Annotated in this window: 14 protein-coding genes; 5 read left to right on the forward strand and 9 right to left on the reverse strand. The window is 51.8% G+C overall.

The genetic code is table 11. The features are described from left to right. Nucleotides 1–2: 2 nt before the first annotated feature. From mglA to folE, 5 genes are all read right to left on the reverse strand, one after another. Entirely contained in the window at nucleotides 3–1523 is a 1521-nt protein-coding gene (gene mglA / locus OGV79_RS18555; RefSeq protein ID WP_047462502.1) for a galactose/methyl galactoside ABC transporter ATP-binding protein MglA, read from the reverse strand. Between the two features lie 78 nt (nucleotides 1524–1601). Further along, on the reverse strand, nucleotides 1602–2600 hold the full coding sequence (mglB, locus tag OGV79_RS18560) for a galactose/glucose ABC transporter substrate-binding protein MglB (protein WP_012131619.1): 999 nt from the start codon (nucleotides 2598–2600) through the stop codon (nucleotides 1602–1604). Nucleotides 2601–2879: 279 nt separating this feature from the next. Beyond that, on the reverse strand, nucleotides 2880–3920 hold the full coding sequence (gene galS / locus OGV79_RS18565; protein ID WP_286468788.1) for an HTH-type transcriptional regulator GalS: 1041 nt from the start codon (nucleotides 3918–3920) through the stop codon (nucleotides 2880–2882). A gap of 152 nt (nucleotides 3921–4072) precedes the next feature. Then, complete coding sequence (yeiB, locus tag OGV79_RS18570) at nucleotides 4073–5230, reverse strand: DUF418 domain-containing protein YeiB (RefSeq protein WP_199976179.1); 1158 nt, start codon at nucleotides 5228–5230, stop codon at nucleotides 4073–4075. A gap of 14 nt (nucleotides 5231–5244) precedes the next feature. Beyond that, entirely contained in the window at nucleotides 5245–5913 is a 669-nt protein-coding gene (folE, locus tag OGV79_RS18575) for a GTP cyclohydrolase I FolE (RefSeq protein ID WP_012131616.1), read from the reverse strand. A 337-nt stretch (nucleotides 5914–6250) separates the two neighbouring features. Between folE and fghA the strand changes: the two genes are divergently transcribed. Further along, a complete protein-coding gene (fghA, locus tag OGV79_RS18580) occupies nucleotides 6251–7087 on the forward strand; it encodes an S-formylglutathione hydrolase (protein ID WP_058669422.1) in 837 nt (278 codons plus the stop codon). On the opposite strand, the gene OGV79_RS18585 is transcribed toward fghA, so the two are convergent. Next, complete coding sequence (locus OGV79_RS18585) at nucleotides 7088–7465, reverse strand: helix-turn-helix transcriptional regulator (protein WP_024130176.1); 378 nt, start codon at nucleotides 7463–7465, stop codon at nucleotides 7088–7090. Between the two features lie 4 nt (nucleotides 7466–7469). Next, entirely contained in the window at nucleotides 7470–8837 is a 1368-nt protein-coding gene (locus OGV79_RS18590) for an L-serine ammonia-lyase (RefSeq protein ID WP_286468789.1), read from the reverse strand. Nucleotides 8838–9053: 216 nt separating this feature from the next. On the opposite strand from OGV79_RS18590, the gene serB reads away from it, so the two are divergent. The 3 genes from serB to OGV79_RS18605 all read left to right on the forward strand — a co-directional run bounded on the left by serB (nucleotide 9054) and on the right by OGV79_RS18605 (nucleotide 13593). After that, nucleotides 9054–9941 (forward strand): phosphoserine phosphatase SerB, encoded by an 888-nt coding sequence (gene serB / locus OGV79_RS18595; RefSeq protein ID WP_286468855.1) that lies wholly within the window; start codon nucleotides 9054–9056, stop codon nucleotides 9939–9941. A 32-nt stretch (nucleotides 9942–9973) separates the two neighbouring features. Beyond that, on the forward strand, nucleotides 9974–11296 hold the full coding sequence (locus tag OGV79_RS18600; protein ID WP_012131609.1) for an MFS transporter: 1323 nt from the start codon (nucleotides 9974–9976) through the stop codon (nucleotides 11294–11296). 311 nt (nucleotides 11297–11607) lie between these two features. Further along, a complete protein-coding gene (locus tag OGV79_RS18605; RefSeq protein ID WP_286468790.1) occupies nucleotides 11608–13593 on the forward strand; it encodes a ligand-gated channel protein in 1986 nt (661 codons plus the stop codon). Between the two features lie 124 nt (nucleotides 13594–13717). On the opposite strand, the gene lysP is transcribed toward OGV79_RS18605, so the two are convergent. Further along, on the reverse strand, nucleotides 13718–15187 hold the full coding sequence (lysP, locus tag OGV79_RS18610; RefSeq protein WP_012131607.1) for a lysine-specific permease: 1470 nt from the start codon (nucleotides 15185–15187) through the stop codon (nucleotides 13718–13720). A 258-nt stretch (nucleotides 15188–15445) separates the two neighbouring features. After that, nucleotides 15446–16309: a DNA-binding transcriptional regulator YeiE gene (yieE, locus tag OGV79_RS18615; RefSeq protein WP_012131605.1), complete on the reverse strand. Its 864-nt coding sequence runs from the start codon at nucleotides 16307–16309 to the stop codon at nucleotides 15446–15448. Nucleotides 16310–16428: 119 nt separating this feature from the next. On the opposite strand from yieE, the gene OGV79_RS18620 reads away from it, so the two are divergent. Beyond that, the gene (locus OGV79_RS18620) at nucleotides 16429–17478 is read left to right on the forward strand and encodes a YeiH family protein (RefSeq protein ID WP_012131604.1); all 1050 of its coding nucleotides are present in this window, start codon (nucleotides 16429–16431) and stop codon (nucleotides 17476–17478) included. The last annotated feature ends 92 nt before the right edge of the window (nucleotides 17479–17570 follow it).

The following is a 17570-nucleotide window of genomic DNA, read 5'->3' on the forward strand; positions in this document are numbered from 1 at the left end:
TCTTAAAGGTGCAAAGACGCAAGACGCAGAATTTCGTTTTGCGTTGTTGTTTTTGTGTCAACAATCCCGGCAACAAGGCCATTGCTCATTACCAGAATACGATCTGTAATCCCTAACAATTCCGGCATTTCGGAAGAAATGATAATAATCCCCTTCTCTTTTTTCGCCAGTTCCGCAATCAGTTGATAGATTTCAAATTTTGCGCCGACATCAATACCGCGCGTTGGCTCATCCAGCATTAATATTTCTGGCTGCGTTAACAGCCACCGGCCAATAATGACCTTCTGCTGGTTGCCCCCCGAAAGAGAGCCAATTTGCGTGCGATGACCTGGCGTTTTCACGCGCATTGAGTCAATAACCCACTGGGTATCGCTCTTCATGCGGGAATTATCCAGCAAACCGACTTTATTTCTGTAATTGCGGATGTTGGAAATTAAAGAGTTAAAACCAATATCCAGATACGCGTAGATCCCGGTTGAACGACGTTCTTCCGTTACCAGCGCGAAACCGTGATTAATGGCTTCGTTCGCGTTGTGGTTATTAATCTTTTTGCCGTGCAGCGTAATCGTACCCGATGATTTTTCCCGGATACCAAAAAGCGTTTCAACAATATCGGTACGCTTTGCCCCTACCAGACCCGCAATCCCGAGAATTTCCCCTTTATGCAGATCAAAAGAGACGTCGCGGATCGACGGCTGGCGCAGAGACGTCAGGTTACGCACTTCCAGAATGACCTCTCCCGGCTTGTTTTGCTTGTCCGGGAAACGCTGGTTCAGGGAACGACCCACCATCATGGCGATGATCTTGTCCATATCCAGCCCTTCCAGCGGCTGCGTCGCAATCCACTGGCCGTCGCGCAAAACGGTGACTTCATCACACAGCTGGAAAATCTCTTCCATTTTATGCGAGATATACACAATACCGCAGCCGCGCTCCTTCAGTTTGCGAATAATAGTGAACAGATGGTTAACCTCTTTTTCCGTTAATGAAGAGGTCGGCTCATCCATGATCACAATTTTGGCATTGTAGGAAAACGCCTTCGCAATTTCGATCATCTGCATTTGTGAAACGGATAATGTCCCGACACGCGCACGCGGATCGATATCAATATCCAGCTCATCAAATATCGCTTTGGTATCCCGGTACATTTTATCCTGATCGACAAACATACCTTTGGTTGGGTAACGCCCTAACCACATGTTATCCATGACGGAGCGCTGTAACACCAGGTTTAGCTCCTGGTGAACCATCGAAATACCATTCTCCAGAGCTTCTTTGGCAGAATGAAAATCGATCTCTTTCCCCTGAAATAAAATGCTACCGGAATCTTTTTGATAGATCCCAAAAAGGCATTTTAATAATGTTGATTTTCCTGCGCCATTCTCCCCCATTAAGGCGTGAATCGAGTGCGGGCGGACTTTTAAATTAACATTATCAAGTGCCTTTACGCCGGGAAAAGACTTGTTGATGCCGCTCATTTCCAACAAGTATTCGCCTGACGACGGAGTAGTAGTGCTGACCATAATTATACCTTGTTGGCCTCGCAGAGTGCGTTAATAAAGGGCGCAATGTTATTGCGCCCAAAGAAAACGATATACGAATTACTTGTTGGTAAACTCAGCCAGATTGTCTTTATCAACACCTACGTACGGAACGCGAACAATTTTGTTCTCGATTTTCCAGTCGGTGCCGTCAGCCGCGCCTTTACCATCGGCCAGGTTTTTCGCCAGATCAAAGGTGGCTTTCGCCTGGTTGTTGGCATCGTTCAGCACGGTACCTGCCAGCGCGCCGGATTTCACCAGCGCCAGCGCTTCAGGTAACGCATCCACGCCGAATACCGGAACGCTGGTTTTATTGTGCGCTTTCAGCGCTTCTACCGCGCCCATCGCCATTGCGTCGTTATTCGCGATAACCACTTCAATCTTGTTGGCGTTCGGGCCGGACAGCCATGCGTCCATCTTGTCTTTCGCCATTGCGGTATCCCACATTGCGGTATCCATTTGCAGCTGCTCAGTTTTGATGCCTTTGTCGTTCAGCTCTTTGATAACATAAGTGGTACGCGCTTCAGCATCCGGGTGGCCCGGCTCGCCTTTCAGCAGTACGAACTGGATTTGGCCATCTTTGTTCAGATCCCAACCCTGATTAGCCTGCCAGTGTTTAGCGATCAGATCGCCCTGGATGATACCGGATTCTTTGGAGTCAGTGCCGACGTAATAGGCTTTGTCATAGCTATCCAGCGCTTTGCGGGAAGGTTCTTTGTTGAAGAACACAATCGGGACATTCTGACCACGCGCTTTCTCAATTACCGTACCTGCCGCAGCCGGGTCAACCAGGTTGATCGCCAGCGCTTTTACCCCTTTTGCCAACAGCACGTCGATCTGGTCGTTTTGCTTGGACTGATCGTTCTGCGAGTCATTCATCAGCAACTGCACATCAGGCGCCGCCTGGGCGTCTCTTTCGATAGCCTTACGCACGACGGACATAAAGTTATCGTCATATTTATAAATCGTCACACCAATGCGAGTATCAGCAGCGTGCGCAGCCGCGCCAAATAACATGCTTGCCATCACAGCAGACAGAGTTAACGCCTTCTTATTCATGGTATCTCCGGTTTTATTATGCAGGGTAGTACTTGAGAAAAATGCTCGGCAGGGCAGAACGTTAATGAAGTGTTACTGAACGCCGAAGCTCACTGTTAAAAAATCTTTCTTCCGTGCCCGGTAACGCTCCAAAAATATGCTTTAATTGCTGTTTAATGCCCTGACGATGCGTTAAAAGTGATTATTCACCGTTACATAGTATTTACAGTGCTTCAAACGGTGCCATCATAGCTATCGTATTGTTAAGATACTGTGAATTTACTCACATATTGAAAGCGGTTACATCCCCTGACGTTGCTGGTTAGTGATCGGGGCCGCATTCTGTCTTAGCGCAACCGAATGACGACGCACCAGCGTTGGCATAAAACAGTGCGTCGCCGTTGAATCCAGCGTGCCGGCCGCGCCCTGCAACGCCAGTTCCGTTGCCATTTTCGCCATCGAAGCAATGGGATAACGCACCGTGGTCAGCTGCGGGTCGGTGTAACGGGCAATAGGAATATCATCAAAACCGATGATGGAAAGATGTAACGGGATGGCAATACCATTGTCTTTTAACGCCGTGAGCGCGCCAGCGGCCATGCTGTCGTTATAGGCGAATACGGCGGTCAGTTGCAGGTTTCGCCCCAGCAGTTCCACCATCGCCGCTTCACCGCCCTGCATGTCCGGGGAACCCGTGCCAATCCAGCTTTCTGGCGGCGTAATCCCCTGCTCCTGCAACGCGCTCAGCCACCCTTCTTTACGCATCGTGTCATCTTCAATGCGGTGGCTGGAAGCCAGATAACCAATCCGTTGATGACCATTATTGAGCAGCATGCGGGTCGCCATTTTTGCGCCGCTGATATTGTCCAGGCACACGCAACGGTGGGTATAACCCGGCACAATACGATTGATCAGCACCATGCCTGGGATCTGGTCCATAAACGCTCCCAGCTCCTGGTCACTTAATGCTTTCGAGTGAACAATCAATGCGTTACAGCGCTGGCGAATCAGAACCTCGATGGCATGACGCTCTTTTTCAGCCTCATGATAACTGTTGCCGATCAGCACATATTTGTTGTGTTGTTGGGCAACCACATCCACCGCTTTGACCAGTGCGCCAAAAAACGCATCTGACACGTCCATCACCACCACGCCGATAGTGTCGCTTATCTGCGTCGCCAGCGCTTGCGCATTAGCATTAGGACGGTAACCCAGCAGCGTGACCGCCTTCATTACCGCTTCGCGCGTATCGGGACTGACCAGCGCACTGTTATTCAGCACGCGAGAAACGGTCGCTACGGAAACGCCAGCCTGACGTGCCACATCACGAATGGTTACCATATTCACTACCCTGTTTGAGATTGCCGTTGCTCACAGACACCCTGTGTTTAGCAGGTGGGTATTTTGTCAGCGCTTCGTTCAGGACTACGTGAGTAAGGTCACAGGGCTGGAAACGGTTACATGCGTTTTGTTAATGAATGTGATCCAGATCGTTATCTGGATGTTCCCGATAATGACGTCCCGGAAGCACGGAGGGTTAATTGCCGCCAGAGCCATTCCACCGGCCCTTGCCGATAGAAACGCAGCCAAATCCAGGAGAAAAGCAGGTTCGCCAGCCAGACAGGAATGACAAATATCAGCAGCGTCAGTCGGTCGAATTTCATAAATAAACCGAACTGGTAGAACAGCGTGGTGCAGATCAGCGTCTGCAACAGATAGTTGCTCAACGCCATCCGCCCTACGCAGGCAATGGCAATGACCAGTTTAAAACGGCTGAGCTGCGGCCAGAATCCCAGCATCAACGCGGTGTAACCTATAGTCTGAAACGGCGCGCTCAATTCACGCGGCGCCTGTAGCAGAAAAGCGCACCAGCGATACGCCCAGTCCAGCCGCCACTGTACAATAATGGCCGGAAGGTTAATCAGCACGCCGACGATGACAAGCAATACGCCCGTACGCCGGTAGTGTTGCAGACTGTACTGGCCCTTCAGCCAGCCGCTGCGCATCAGCGCCGCGCCCAGCAGCATCATTCCCGCCAGTTGCCAGCCATACTGCGCCCCCAGCGCCAGCAGACTGTTCGACAGCAGATCGACCCGGTTGCTGACCGCCTCCATGCCGCCGTTAATCTTCCAGTATTTTTCATACAACAAGGCAGAGGCATCCGGCGTCCAGGCTCGGCTGGTTTCACTCGCCGAGATGGACCCTAACAGCAGCAACACGCCAATCCCCGCCAGATAGAGCAAAATACCGGTATTAAATAAACTTTTTACCGACGGCGCGTCGCGCACCAGTCGCCAGCAAATCAGGCCGACAAGGCCATACGCCAGCAGAATGTCGCCATCCCAGAACAGCAAACCGTGGATAAAGCCCAACAGGACGAGCAGCGTCAGACGCGACTGAATCCAGCGTTTGCCGCGCGGCAGCAGCATTTGCAGACCCGCGCCGAATAACAACGCAAAAAGCGTAAGGAATTTTACCTGCGCGAACAGGTCGAGGATCGCCCACGTCCATGCGTCAGACGCGGTGATCTTGCCATACCAGGCGGGATTAAGGTAAGCCGCCTTTGGCAAGCCAAAGGCGCTGATATTAAGAAGCAGGATACCGAGGATGGCGACGCCACGAATAAAATCCAGCGTGACATTACGCTCCATACTCCCTGCCCTGATCAGTTGTGGTGACGCACGGCGCGCAGGAACTCCTGGCGCGTGTTCTGGCTGGATTTAAACAATCCGCCAAGGGAAGTCGTGGTGGTAGCGCTGGTCGCATCGCGAATGCCGCGCGCTTTCACGCAGTAATGCACAGCGTCGATTGAGACCGCGACGTTATTGGTGCCAAGCAGCGTTTGCAGCGCGGTCAGAATCTGTTGGGTCAGACGCTCCTGAACCTGCGGGCGCTGCGCAAAAAACTGCACAATACGGTTAATCTTCGACAGGCCAATCACCGAATCTTTCGGGATATAGGCCACCGTCGCTTTCCCGTCGATCGTGACGAAATGGTGTTCGCAGGTGCTGGTAAGCGTGATATCGCGCACCGTCACCATTTCATCCACTTTCATCTTGTTTTCAATCACGGTGATCTTCGGGAAATTGGCGTAATCAAGGCCGGAGAAAATCTCATCGACATACATTTTGGCGATGCGATGCGGCGTTTCCATCAGACTGTCATCGCTCAAGTCGAGATTCAGCAACTGCATAATCTCGGTCATATGCCCCGAAATAAGACGTTTGCGCGTTTCGTTATCCATCTCATGCACGGGCGGGCGCAGCGGCGTTTCCAGACCACGCGCAACCAGCGCTTCATGAACCAGGGCCGCTTCTTTACTGAGTGATGACATTTATTCTTCTCCTGCAGGTGTGGCACCTCTGCCCTGCGTGGGGCAAAGTTTTTAGGCTGTTGGCAGCCCGTTTATTGTGCGTGAGGCAGCGCACATAATCCAGTATTCACAACGATAATTATTGAAATCGCTGCTGCCTTTCATGTCCCGGATTCCCCACGGCGGTTCCGCGCGCTAAATCTGACGGGCCATGACGCCAGGTGTTAATGTAAAGTTGTGTAGATGATGAAGCATGTTAGATAAATGCGGAAGTGAAAGTTACTCACAGCGCAATGAATAATCTGTATTATGGGGAAATTGCACGACTCATTCAGGTTCAACACAAAAGGAGCCACGCATGGATATGCTCGAAGAGCACCGTTGTTTTGAAGGCTGGCAGCAACGCTGGCGACACGACTCCACCACGCTGAATTGCGCCATGACATTCAGCATCTTTCTCCCGCCGCCCCGCAATACAACACCGCCTCCGGTGCTGTACTGGCTGTCAGGGTTAACCTGTAATGATGAGAACTTCACCACCAAAGCCGGTGCGCAACGCATTGCCGCTGAACTGGGCATTGTGCTGGTGATGCCGGACACCAGTCCGCGCGGCGAACAGGTTGCCGATGACGAAGGTTATGATTTAGGTAAAGGCGCGGGATTCTATCTCAACGCGACGCAGCAGCCCTGGGCCGCGCATTTCCGCATGTACGACTACCTGCGCGATGAACTCCCGGCGCTGATCCAGTCGCAGTTTAACGTGGGTGAACGTTGCGCGATCAGCGGACATTCAATGGGCGGACACGGCGCATTGATCATGGCGCTGAAAAATCCGGGGAAATACACCAGCGTTTCCGCCTTTGCGCCCATCGTGAATCCGTGCCGCGTACCGTGGGGAGAAAAAGCGTTTACGGCCTATCTGGGGGAAGAGAGATCGGCCTGGGTTGAGTGGGACAGTTGCGCGCTGATGCTCGCCAGCCAGCCGGAACACGCCATTCCAACGCTGATTGATCAAGGCGATAACGATCAGTTCCTCGCCGATCAGTTACAACCGGCGGTACTGGCCGAAGCCGCGCGCCAGAAGGACTGGCCGATGACGTTACGTATTCAACCGGGCTACGACCACAGTTATTACTTTATCGCCTCGTTTATTGAGGATCATCTGCGCTTCCATGCACAGCATCTGCTGAGCTGATCACCAGTACACGGCTTTTTCCAGCGCCGCAATATCGTTATTGTCATCGGCTTGCGGCGCAGACGATTTCCGGTTTAAATCAGCAACCTGCTGGCGAATCTGAAGTCGCCCGGCACTCTCGCTCTCGCTAAAATTGCGCATTTCTGATTCAAACAAAATCGCATCCAGATTGTGCAGTTTATCAAGCGCGCGCAGGAGAGAAATCAGCGTATCGAGGTTCAGGCCAGCGCCTTTCTCAATACGCTTGATCGTCGCGATGCCTACCTGCGCGCGATCGGCAAGCTGCTGTTGCGTCATAGACAGGGAAATCCGCGTTTCCTTGATACGCGCGCAGAGCGACCAGACGATCTCGTCATTATTCATTGTTTGGTATTTCAATGTACTAGCACCTTTTTCTTGGCTGAATTTTTCCGAGGCATCCGTGGTAAGTCTCGCGATATTTTGCGCTCATGTCTTTGCCGGTTTCATACATGGCGGCAATAATTTCATCCAGAGAAATACAAGGCTCGCTGATGCGGCTCATCGCCATCGTCGCCGCATTAATGGCTTTTACGGCAGAGATGGCGTTTCTTTCTATACAGGGAATTTGCACCTGCCCGCCAACCGGATCGCAGGTCAACCCCAGATGGTGCTCCATCGCAATTTCCGCAGCGCTTAATACCTGCCCGACGGATGCGCCCATCAGCTCCGCCAGCCCTGCCGCCGCCATCGAACATGCGACGCCGATTTCCCCCTGGCATCCCACTTCCGATCCTAAAATCGACGCATTCTGTTTAAACAACAGCGCGACGGCACCTGCCGTAAGAAAAAAACGGGTGATGGCGCCCGCGTCCAGCGGACAAACAAACTTATCGTACCAGCTTAGTACCGCCGGAATAATGCCGCTTGCGCCATTCGTCGGCGCCGTGACAATCTGCCCGCCTGCCGCATTCTCTTCACTCACGGCAATAGCAAACACGTTAACCCAGTTCAGGGTCGTCAGAAAATCCGCTGCCGAAGGCTTCATACACAACGATTTATGCAATGCGCAGGCCCGACGCGGGATCTGATAAGGGCCGGGAAGCAGCCCTTCGGTATGCAGGCCACGGTGAACGGCCTGCTTCATAATCTCCCAGACCTGCGTTAAATAGCGCTGTAATGAGGGCTGAGAATGGCTGTTCAGCTCATTTTTCATCATCAGCGCCGCAACGGAAAGCCCGTTGCGTTGGCACAGCGCCTGCAACTGCGCGGCGTTGCGAAAGGCAAAGGGAGAGGCGCGTGTCTGATCTGTCGCCACGGGCGCAGACTCACCGTATTTTCGTACCTGCCCGGCGCCGGTCGAAAACCACGTCTCCTCGTATAACGTAAAGTAATCATCTTTGGCGCGAAAGGTCATCGCATAAGGATGTCCGGGATGCGCATGGTGATTCGCAATAATTTTCACCGCCACTGTCACCGTACTGTTCGCCGGGGCTGGCACGTCAAGCATACCGTCATTTTCCGCACGCCTGATGGCGGTCAGTTGCATACGTAAATCCACCTTCTCCGGCTGATTTCCCAGCAACCCCAGATAAAGCGCGGCATCAACATTGTGGCATTTACGGCTTAACGATAATGCGCCAAACAATTCAATTTCAATATTCCTGAGTAACGGCAGCGTATCCTGCCGTTTTAGCTGCGAAATGAAATTGCAAGCCGCACGCATTGGCCCCACGGTTCTTGAACTGGATGGACCTATCACAATTTTGAATATATCAACGCAACTTTCCATTTTTATATATGTATTCCTAAAAAAAGCGCAGGGTGGGATGGCGATAATATACCGTAATCAACATATTAAAAATGATACTTTTCATGCTTATTCATTATCAGGTATTAAAAACAATACCATTTTATCTTTTCTTTAACATTCATATCTGTGATAGCACGACGCACAAGAAACAAACGCCGCCCATTATAATAAAGCGCAATGTAAAGGAGCAACATGATGGCAATAACTTACTTCGTCACATCAACAAACACAGAGCAACTTCAGGCGTGGTTATATAATGATTTTCTTCGTTCTCACGCAATGCAATGTCATTATTTATTAGAGCGTCGGCATCTGGCATTAATCAATAAGGATTATTTAAAACTTACGCTACCCGATGAAATGCTGACGCAGGCTATTTATCAGAAATTACGCGCTGCATCACTGCAATTGCAGTTTGATTTTTTTGTCAAACCTCAGAGCATCCTCACAAAGGGACTGATTGCATTTGATATGGACTCAACGTTTATTGAAGAGGAAGGCGTGGATGAAATCGCTCACACGCTTGGCATCTCTGCGCAAATCGCGGAGATGACCCAACAGGCGATGGAAGGGAAAGTAGATTTCGACACCAGTTTTACCCGCCGTATTCGCATGTTAAAAGGCACGCACTGTGATGTCCTCAATGCCGTTTGCGATCGAATGACGATTTCCCCCGGCCTTGCCGCTATGTTGCCGGTACTGAAAAACAAAGGGTTTAAAACGGCCATTATTTCCGGTGGTCTGGATATTTTCACCCAACGACTGAAAGAAAAGTATCAGCTCGACTACGCCTTTTCCAACACGGTTGAAATAAAAGATAACGTCCTGACGGACAATATTACCTTCCCGATCATGAATGCCGGGAAAAAGCGGCAAACGCTCTCTGCGCTGGCAACACAACTCAACCTCGCTGTACACAACATTATTGCCTGCGGCGACGGCGCAAACGATCTGCCGATGCTAACGTACGCGGGAACCGGTATCGCGTGGCGGGCAAAACCCGTTGTCAGAGAAACAATCCATCACCAGATTAATTTTCATGGATTCGAATCACTTCTGTTCTTTATTGAAGATGAATTATAACCACATTTCCGTCGCCGGAAGGGAAACTCACGATGAACATAAAAGCATTTATTTTCAGTCAGGCCGATCGGCCTGTTATGAACGCGAAAAAAGAGATTGATCATACTTATAAAAAATTTCGCACAGAGATCATCACCTCGGTATTTATCTCTTATGCCGTATTCTATCTGACCCGTAAAAACTTTTCTGCTGCGATGCCAGCCATGCTGGCGGATACGTCGCTAACCGCAGAAGATTTCGCCATCATGTCCTCCATTTTTTACATTCTTTATGGTTCCATGAAATTTGTTGGCGGCATGCTGGTTGATAAAATTAACCCTAAAGCCATGACCGGCCCGGTGCTGATTGGCGTCGGCATCGTCAATATTCTCTTTGGCTTTTCCGATAGCGTCGCGGCGTTCTACGTATTGTACAGCCTCAATGCGATTCTCCAGGGCACCAGCTTCCCGCCAATGGCGAAAATTATGGCCTCCTGGTTCTCAAAAAACGAACGCGGGCGCTGGTGGGCAATCGTTGAAGCAGCGCATAACATTGGCGGCAGCCTTGCCCCGCTGCTCACCAGCTTCGCCATTGCCTTTAGCGGCAGCTGGAAAATGGGCTTCTATGTCCCTGGGGTCATTTCCCTTCTGATGGGGGTCGTCGCGCTGTTTACGATTCAGGATCGTCCCGGCACCCTCGGGCTACCCAATGTCGGCGAATGGCGTAACGACCCTACCGAGCTTGCACAGGTAAAAGCCAGCCCGGTCAATCTGAGCTTCTGGCAGGTGTTCGTTAAATACATTCTGACCAACCCACTGGTATGGATCATCATCGTAGGCGATATGTCCGTGTATATTGCGCGCACTATTCTCAATGACTGGCCGCAAATCTATTACTCGCAGGTACACGGCTGGAGCCTGATTAAAGCAAACTCCATTATCTCGTGGTTCGAAGCTGGCGGGCTGGCAGGGGGATTGCTGGCCGGATATTTGTCAGACTTTATGTTTAAAAGCAACCGCTGGATGACGGGGTTAATCTTCGCCTTAATGCTCTGCGTATGCATCGTGCTTATCCCACTGGTGCAGGATACCTCTTACACCATCACCGCCGTACTTTTCACCATCATGGGATTTGCACTGTACGGGCCGCATATGCTTTTTGCCGTCGGCTGCCTGGACGTTACTCACAAAGATGCTGCGGGTTCTATTACCGGTTTCCGGGGATTATTCAGTTATGTTGGCGCGGCAATGGCCGGCGTACCGGTCATTCTGGTGAAAAATAGCTGGGAATGGTCTGGCGTCTATATTTACGCCTTCATCGCTATTTTATTAACCACGCTCTCCCTGGCGCTACTTTCTCGTCTCCATCGTCTGTAAAAAACGATAATCTATTGCCATAACGTAACAACGGAGGGTATCTGCCCTCCTTTTCATCCTTCATTTCTCCATTTTTTCTTCAAAATTTCCTCACATTTACGATCCGCCATCTTATTGATTTGAAATCCCTTTCCGTAAAAAACAAATAAACACAAATGATTTCAATTATCATTTGTGTTTACAAACATTCATTCTTTTGTACAATTCGTCCCGCTTATTCACCGCAAAGAGTACTTAAAAGACAAATACATACCGTTGTCATGGCCTTTTTTCATGGCTCGCAGTTTTACTCATTTAATGGAATGACAAAAATGACCATACCTCACGTTAAGGCTATCGCTGCCGCAGTATGCGCAGCGTGTCTCCCATCGCTCGTCTATGCTGCCGATCAGGACACCGTCGTTGTAACCGCCACGGGATTTGAGCAGAAAATCCAGAACGCCCCCGCGTCTATCTCCGTTATCACCAAACAGCAGATCGAAGACAAAGCCTATCGCGATGTCACCGATGCGCTGAAAGATGTGCCCGGAGTCGTCGTTACCGGCGGCGGCAGCAGTAGCGATATCAGCATCCGCGGGATGGCTTCGCAATACACGCTGTTCCTGGTCAACGGTAAGCGCATCAGCACGCGCGGCACGCGTCCGAACAGCGATAACTCCGGGATCGAGCAAGGCTGGCTGCCGCCGCTGGAATCGATCGAGCGTATTGAAGTTATTCGCGGGCCAATGTCATCGCTTTACGGTTCAGATGCGATGGGCGGCGTCATTAACGTGATCACCAAAAAAGTGTCCAACACGAAAGGCTGGACCGGCTCCCTGCATGGCGACGCCACCTTCCAGGAAGACAGGGACTCCGGTGATTTGTACCAGACCAACGCTTATGCGTCCGGCCCGCTGATTGACGGATTGCTGGGGGCGAAAGTGACCGGGCTGCTCTCTCGCCGTGCGGAAGACAAAATCGTCAATGGCTACAACGAGCAGCGCCTGCGCAACGGGGCTTTAACGCTTAACTTTACGCCGGATGATAAAAACGATTTTGACTTCGACATCGCGCGTGAATTGCAGGATCGCGACAGTACGCCAGGCAAGTCAATGGCAGAAGAAAGCTGCCGCAACGGTAGCTGTAAACCAAATAGCAAAAGCGAAAACCGCTATGAGCACACCACTTATTCCTTAACCCACAGCGGTTATTACGACGACTTCAACACCACCAGCTACATTCAGCAGGAAGAGACCAACAACCCCGGTCGCCAGATGAAGTCTTACAACACCATCTTTAATAACCAGAACCAGATCTTCCTCGGCGCGCATACCCTGACATTAGGTGGGCAGTATCGTTACGAGAAACTGAGCGATAACGGCAACCAGTTAAAAGCCTACGAAGACGTAAACAAGCTGACCCGCTGGAGCTGGGCGCTGTTTGCTGAAGATGAGTGGACGATGACCGACAGCTTTACGCTGACCGGCGGTATCCGTATGGATAAAGATGAAAACTATGGCGACAACTGGACGCCGCGTGGCTATGGCGTATGGCATCTTACCGATCAGTGGACCTTAAAAGGCGGCGTCTCTGCGGGCTACCGCGCACCGGATCTGCGCCAGTCCTCCCCGACCTGGGGACAGATTACCGGCGGCGGTCGTCTGAACGGTATTATTGTCGGTAACGCAGACCTGAAACCAGAAAAGAGCCTGAGCGAAGAGTTGGGCCTGCTGTGGGATAACGGAGATAACCTTAACGCTGGCGTGACGCTGTTCAATACCGACTTCAAAGATAAGATAACTGAAGTGCGTCGCTGCAACAGCAGTTCAGATCCGGCCTGTACTATTGGTGGTGAGAAATACGACTTTGTCAGCGATCGCGTCAACGTTGATAAAGCCAATATGCGCGGCGTGGAGTCCACCTTTGGCTGGAAGATCACCCGCGATCTCAACTGGACGGCGAACTACACCTATACCGAATCTGAGCAGAAAAGCGGCCAGTTCTCTGGCAAGCCGTTGAATAAAATGCCGAAGCATATGTTCAATACCACGCTGGACTGGCAGGCAACGCAGGATGTTGGCTTCTGGAGCCGTCTGAACTTCCGCGGCAAGACCTCCGAATACCTGAGCCGTACTTCAATGGCCCAGGGAACGCCGTCTTATACGCAGGTTGATGTTGGTGTGCGTTATTACGCGTACAAAAATCTGCTGTTAACTGCGGGCGTGTATAACGTTCTGGACAAACAGATCGATTACGAGACTTACGATACCATTCTCGACGGTCGTCGTTACACGGTTGGCCTGACTTATAACTTCTAAGTTCAGTACAACAAAAAGCCCCGGCATGATGAATGCCGGGGCTTTTTTATTTTACCTGCCGGATGTCCGGCCTACAAATGTTGCTCCTGTAGGCCTGATAAGCGCAGCGCCATCAGGCACCAGGTTATTTCTTCACACGCTCCGGGAAGTGCATTTCACTGTAGCGAACAAAGTGCGTTCCCTTTGTCAGCTTGTAGCCAAACCAGATAGCCAGGAACAGCGGAATCCCGATATAGGTTGCCGCTACGCCGCCCCAGTCAATGGTGTCTTTCAGGAAGGCTTCATAGTTCTGACCCAACGTGATGGTCAGACACAGCACAAACGCAAAGATCGGCCCCAGCGGGAAGAATCCAGAACGGTACGGCAGATCTTTCACATCGTTACCCTGCAACACATAGCCACGGCGGAAACGATAATGGCTGATGGCAATCCCCAGCCAGGCGATAAAGCCCGTCATCCCGGAGGTATTCAGCAGCCACAGGTATACCGTCTGGTTGCCAAACATCGACGTCAGGAAGCAAAGCCCCGCAATTACCGTCGTCGCATACAGCGCGTTACGCGGAACGCCGCCGCGTGACAGCTGCGCGAAAATACGCGGCGCTTTACCGTCACAGGCCAGGGTGTAGAGCATACGGGTAGACGCGTACATCCCGGAGTTACCCGCCGACAGCACCGCCGTCAGGATAACCGCGTTCATTACCGCCGCAGCGGAAAGCAGACCCGCATGCTGGAACACCAGAGTGAACGGGCTGACACTGATGTCTTTCACATCGTTACGCAGCAGGCTCGGGTCGGTATACGGGATAATCAGGCTGATAATCAGGATCGCGAACACATAGAACAGCAGGATACGCCAGAATACCTGACGCACCGCGCGCGGAATGTTTTTCTCTGGATCTTCAGACTCACCCGCCGCGATACCAATCAGTTCCGTCCCCTGGAAGGAGAAGCCGACAATCATCGCCACGCCAATCATCGCCGCAAAACCCCCGGCAAACGGCGCATCGCCGGTCGTCCAGTTGCTCCAGCCCACTGGCTGCGCCCCTTTGAAGATGCCGACGATCATCATGACGCCCACGATGATAAAGATAATGACGGTCGCCACTTTGATCAGCGAGAACCAGTATTCTGCTTCGCCAAAGCCTCTGACCGAGATGTAGTTCAGCAGGAAGATCACGCCGAGGAACAGCGCACTCCAGATCCAACCTGGCGTATCCGGGAACCACCAGTTCATCACCAGTTGTGCGGCCACGAGGTCTACGGCAATGGTCACCGCCCAGTTGTACCAGTAGTTCCAGCCGAGCGCGAAGCCAAAGCCTTCTTCAACATAGTTCTGACCGTAAGTCGCAAATGAACCGGATACCGGCATATACGCCGCCAGTTCGCCGAGACTGGTCATCAGGAAGTAGACCATCAGACCGATCAGGATATAAGAAAACAGCGCGCCGCCTGGACCCGCCGCAGAAATGGTTGCACCAGATGCAACGAAAAGACCCGTACCGATGGAACCGCCAATGGCGATCATTGTCAGGTGACGCGCCTTTAATTCGCGACGTAACGCGGGCGCTTCTGTGGTTTTAGTTTCGGAAACCATGTGAAAATGCTATCCATCCAAAAAATGAGGCGCGATTGTAGCAGACGAAACGCCATCCTTCCGGCACAAATGCGCAGTTATAAGAGACCTTCATGACTGGCCGCGGATTATAAGTAAAGTGTAGATCGGATAGGCGTTAAGACATTCGCCTGATGGCGCTACGCTTATCAGGCCTACAGGATCGACATTTGTAGGCCTGATAAGCGTTGAGTTTGTAGGCCGGATAAGGCGTTTACGCCGCCATCCGGCAAAGGACACTTATTCGCAGTAGCGCAGAAAACGCTGTAAGGCATTGGAAAGGTGTTTCTGGCGATGGTGGATTCGCCACAGGGTTCGCACCAGGCGCGGTAAAGGCACCGCGATTTCACTCAACGTTCCCGCCTGAAGCTGTTCCTCAATAACCCGCCGCGACAGGCAACTGATGCCCAGACCATGACGCACGGCGTGTTTGATCGCTTCGGAGTTACCCAACTCCATCGCCATTTCGAATTTTGGCAAGTGCGAAAGCAACAGGTAGTCAACAATCTCACGCGTACCGGAACCGCGCTCGCGCAGTATCCAGGGCGCGGCGGCAAGTTGTTCAAGCGTTACCGGCCCTTGCGCCAACGGCGAGGACGGTGCGGCAAACACCACCAGCTCATCGTCCAGCCACGGCTCAGAAATAATCTCAGTATTGTGGCACGGGCCTTCAATCAGGCCGATATCTACCCGAAAATCGAGCACCGCCGTAATGACATCCTGGCTGTTGCCCACGCTAAGTTCCAGCGGCAGATCGGGAAAGTCCTTCCTGTAACGGGCAATTACCGCAGGCAGGATGTAATTACCGATGGTGCTACTGGCATAAACGCGGATTGCGCCGTTGTCTTCCCGAAACAGTTGCTCAATTTCGACAGCCTGCTCCAGCAGCGCCAGCGCGCGCGGGTACAGCAAGCGCCCGTGTTCATTGACTACCAGCCGTTTCCCGACGCGGTCAAATAGCTGTACGCCAAGCTGACCTTCCAGATCGGTCAATGCCGCGCTTACGGCCGACTGCGACAGCGACAGCATGACAGATGCCTGGGTCGTCGAGCCGCTTTTTAGCACCTCAGTAAAAACTTCTAGTTGTCGTAGCGTGATATGCATTGTTGTTTTCCACTGGCAGGCCGTCGCTTACCACTTATAAAGATTAATTATAAATATATAATCAATTTTATTTTTAAACCAGTTCGCCATAACATTTTACCCATATAGAGGAGAAGGTTATGACAGAACTCACCTTACAGAATCACCATCGTACAGTGTGGCATTTTATACCGGGGCTTGCCCTGAGCGCAGTTATCACAGGGGCCGCCCTGTGGGGTGGATCTATTCCTGCCGTCGCGGGAGCCGGGTTCAGCGCCCTCACCTTAGCCATCTTACTGGGAATGGTCATCGGCAATACGGTGTATCCGCAAATCTGGAAAAGCTGTGACGGCGGCGTGCTGTTCGCTAAACAACATCTATTACGCCTGGGGATCATTCTCTACGGGTTTCGCCTCACCTTCTCACAGATTGCAGACGTGGGCGTCAGCGGGATTGTGATTGATGTACTGACGCTCTCCAGCACTTTTTTACTCGCCTGTTTCCTCGGGCAGAAAGTGTTTGGTCTGGACAAGCACACCAGTTGGCTGATTGGCGCCGGAAGCAGCATTTGCGGAGCGGCGGCAGTGCTGGCAACGGAGCCCGTCGTTAAAGCGGAGGCCAGTAAAGTTACGGTGGCCGTCGCGACGGTGGTGATTTTCGGTACGCTGGCAATCTTCCTCTACCCGGCAATGTATCCGCTGCTGGCGCACTGGTTCAGCCCGGAAACCTACGGCATCTATATTGGTTCGACCATGCATGAAGTAGCCCAGGTCGTTGCCGCCGGACACGCCATTAACCCGGACGCGGAAAACGCCGCGGTGATTGCCAAAATGCTGCGCGTAATGATGCTGGCGCCGTTTCTGATTCTGCTGGCCGCCCGTGTGAAACAACTTTCTCCGGCGACGGGCGCGGAGAAAAGCAAAATCACCATCCCGTGGTTTGCGGTGCTGTTCATCGTAGTGGCAATCGTTAACTCGTTCCATCTGCTGCCGCAGGCGGTGGTAAACATGTTGATTACGCTGGATACGGTTCTGCTGGCGATGGCAATGGCCGCGCTGGGTCTTACAACGCACGTCAGCGCGCTGAAGAAAGCCGGGGCGAAACCGTTACTGATGGCACTGGTGCTGTTTGTCTGGCTGATTGTTGGCGGCGGCGTGATTAACGTACTGATTCACCATCTTATCGCATAAAGCACTACATTTTGCCCCTGTTAACCCGCTATTATTGGAGAGTATTTTTTTCGAATACACGACATTATTCAAACCTGAAGAATAATGTGTAT

The sequence above is a fragment of the Citrobacter sp. CK185 genome, assembly GCF_030333565.1.
Taxonomy (GTDB): Bacteria; Pseudomonadota; Gammaproteobacteria; order Enterobacterales; family Enterobacteriaceae; genus Citrobacter_B; species Citrobacter_B koseri.

What these genes read in the sequence shown, in the direction of transcription:
- mglA (WP_047462502.1), bottom strand. Translation starts at nt 1,523, where the DNA reads ATGGTCAGCACTACTACTCCGTCGTCAGGCGAATACTTGTTGGAAATG.
- mglB (WP_012131619.1), bottom strand. Translation starts at nt 2,600, where the DNA reads ATGAATAAGAAGGCGTTAACTCTGTCTGCTGTGATGGCAAGCATGTTA.
- galS (WP_286468788.1), bottom strand. Translation starts at nt 3,920, where the DNA reads ATGGTAACCATTCGTGATGTGGCACGTCAGGCTGGCGTTTCCGTAGCG.
- yeiB (WP_199976179.1), bottom strand. Translation starts at nt 5,230, where the DNA reads ATGGAGCGTAATGTCACGCTGGATTTTATTCGTGGCGTCGCCATCCTC.
- folE (WP_012131616.1), bottom strand. Translation starts at nt 5,913, where the DNA reads ATGTCATCACTCAGTAAAGAAGCGGCCCTGGTTCATGAAGCGCTGGTT.
- fghA (WP_058669422.1), top strand. Translation starts at nt 6,251, where the DNA reads ATGGATATGCTCGAAGAGCACCGTTGTTTTGAAGGCTGGCAGCAACGC.
- OGV79_RS18590 (WP_286468789.1), bottom strand. Translation starts at nt 8,837, where the DNA reads ATGGAAAGTTGCGTTGATATATTCAAAATTGTGATAGGTCCATCCAGT.
- serB (WP_286468855.1), top strand. Translation starts at nt 9,054, where the DNA reads ATGGCAATAACTTACTTCGTCACATCAACAAACACAGAGCAACTTCAG.
- OGV79_RS18600 (WP_012131609.1), top strand. Translation starts at nt 9,974, where the DNA reads ATGAACATAAAAGCATTTATTTTCAGTCAGGCCGATCGGCCTGTTATG.
- OGV79_RS18605 (WP_286468790.1), top strand. Translation starts at nt 11,608, where the DNA reads ATGACCATACCTCACGTTAAGGCTATCGCTGCCGCAGTATGCGCAGCG.
- lysP (WP_012131607.1), bottom strand. Translation starts at nt 15,187, where the DNA reads ATGGTTTCCGAAACTAAAACCACAGAAGCGCCCGCGTTACGTCGCGAA.
- yieE (WP_012131605.1), bottom strand. Translation starts at nt 16,309, where the DNA reads ATGCATATCACGCTACGACAACTAGAAGTTTTTACTGAGGTGCTAAAA.
- OGV79_RS18620 (WP_012131604.1), top strand. Translation starts at nt 16,429, where the DNA reads ATGACAGAACTCACCTTACAGAATCACCATCGTACAGTGTGGCATTTT.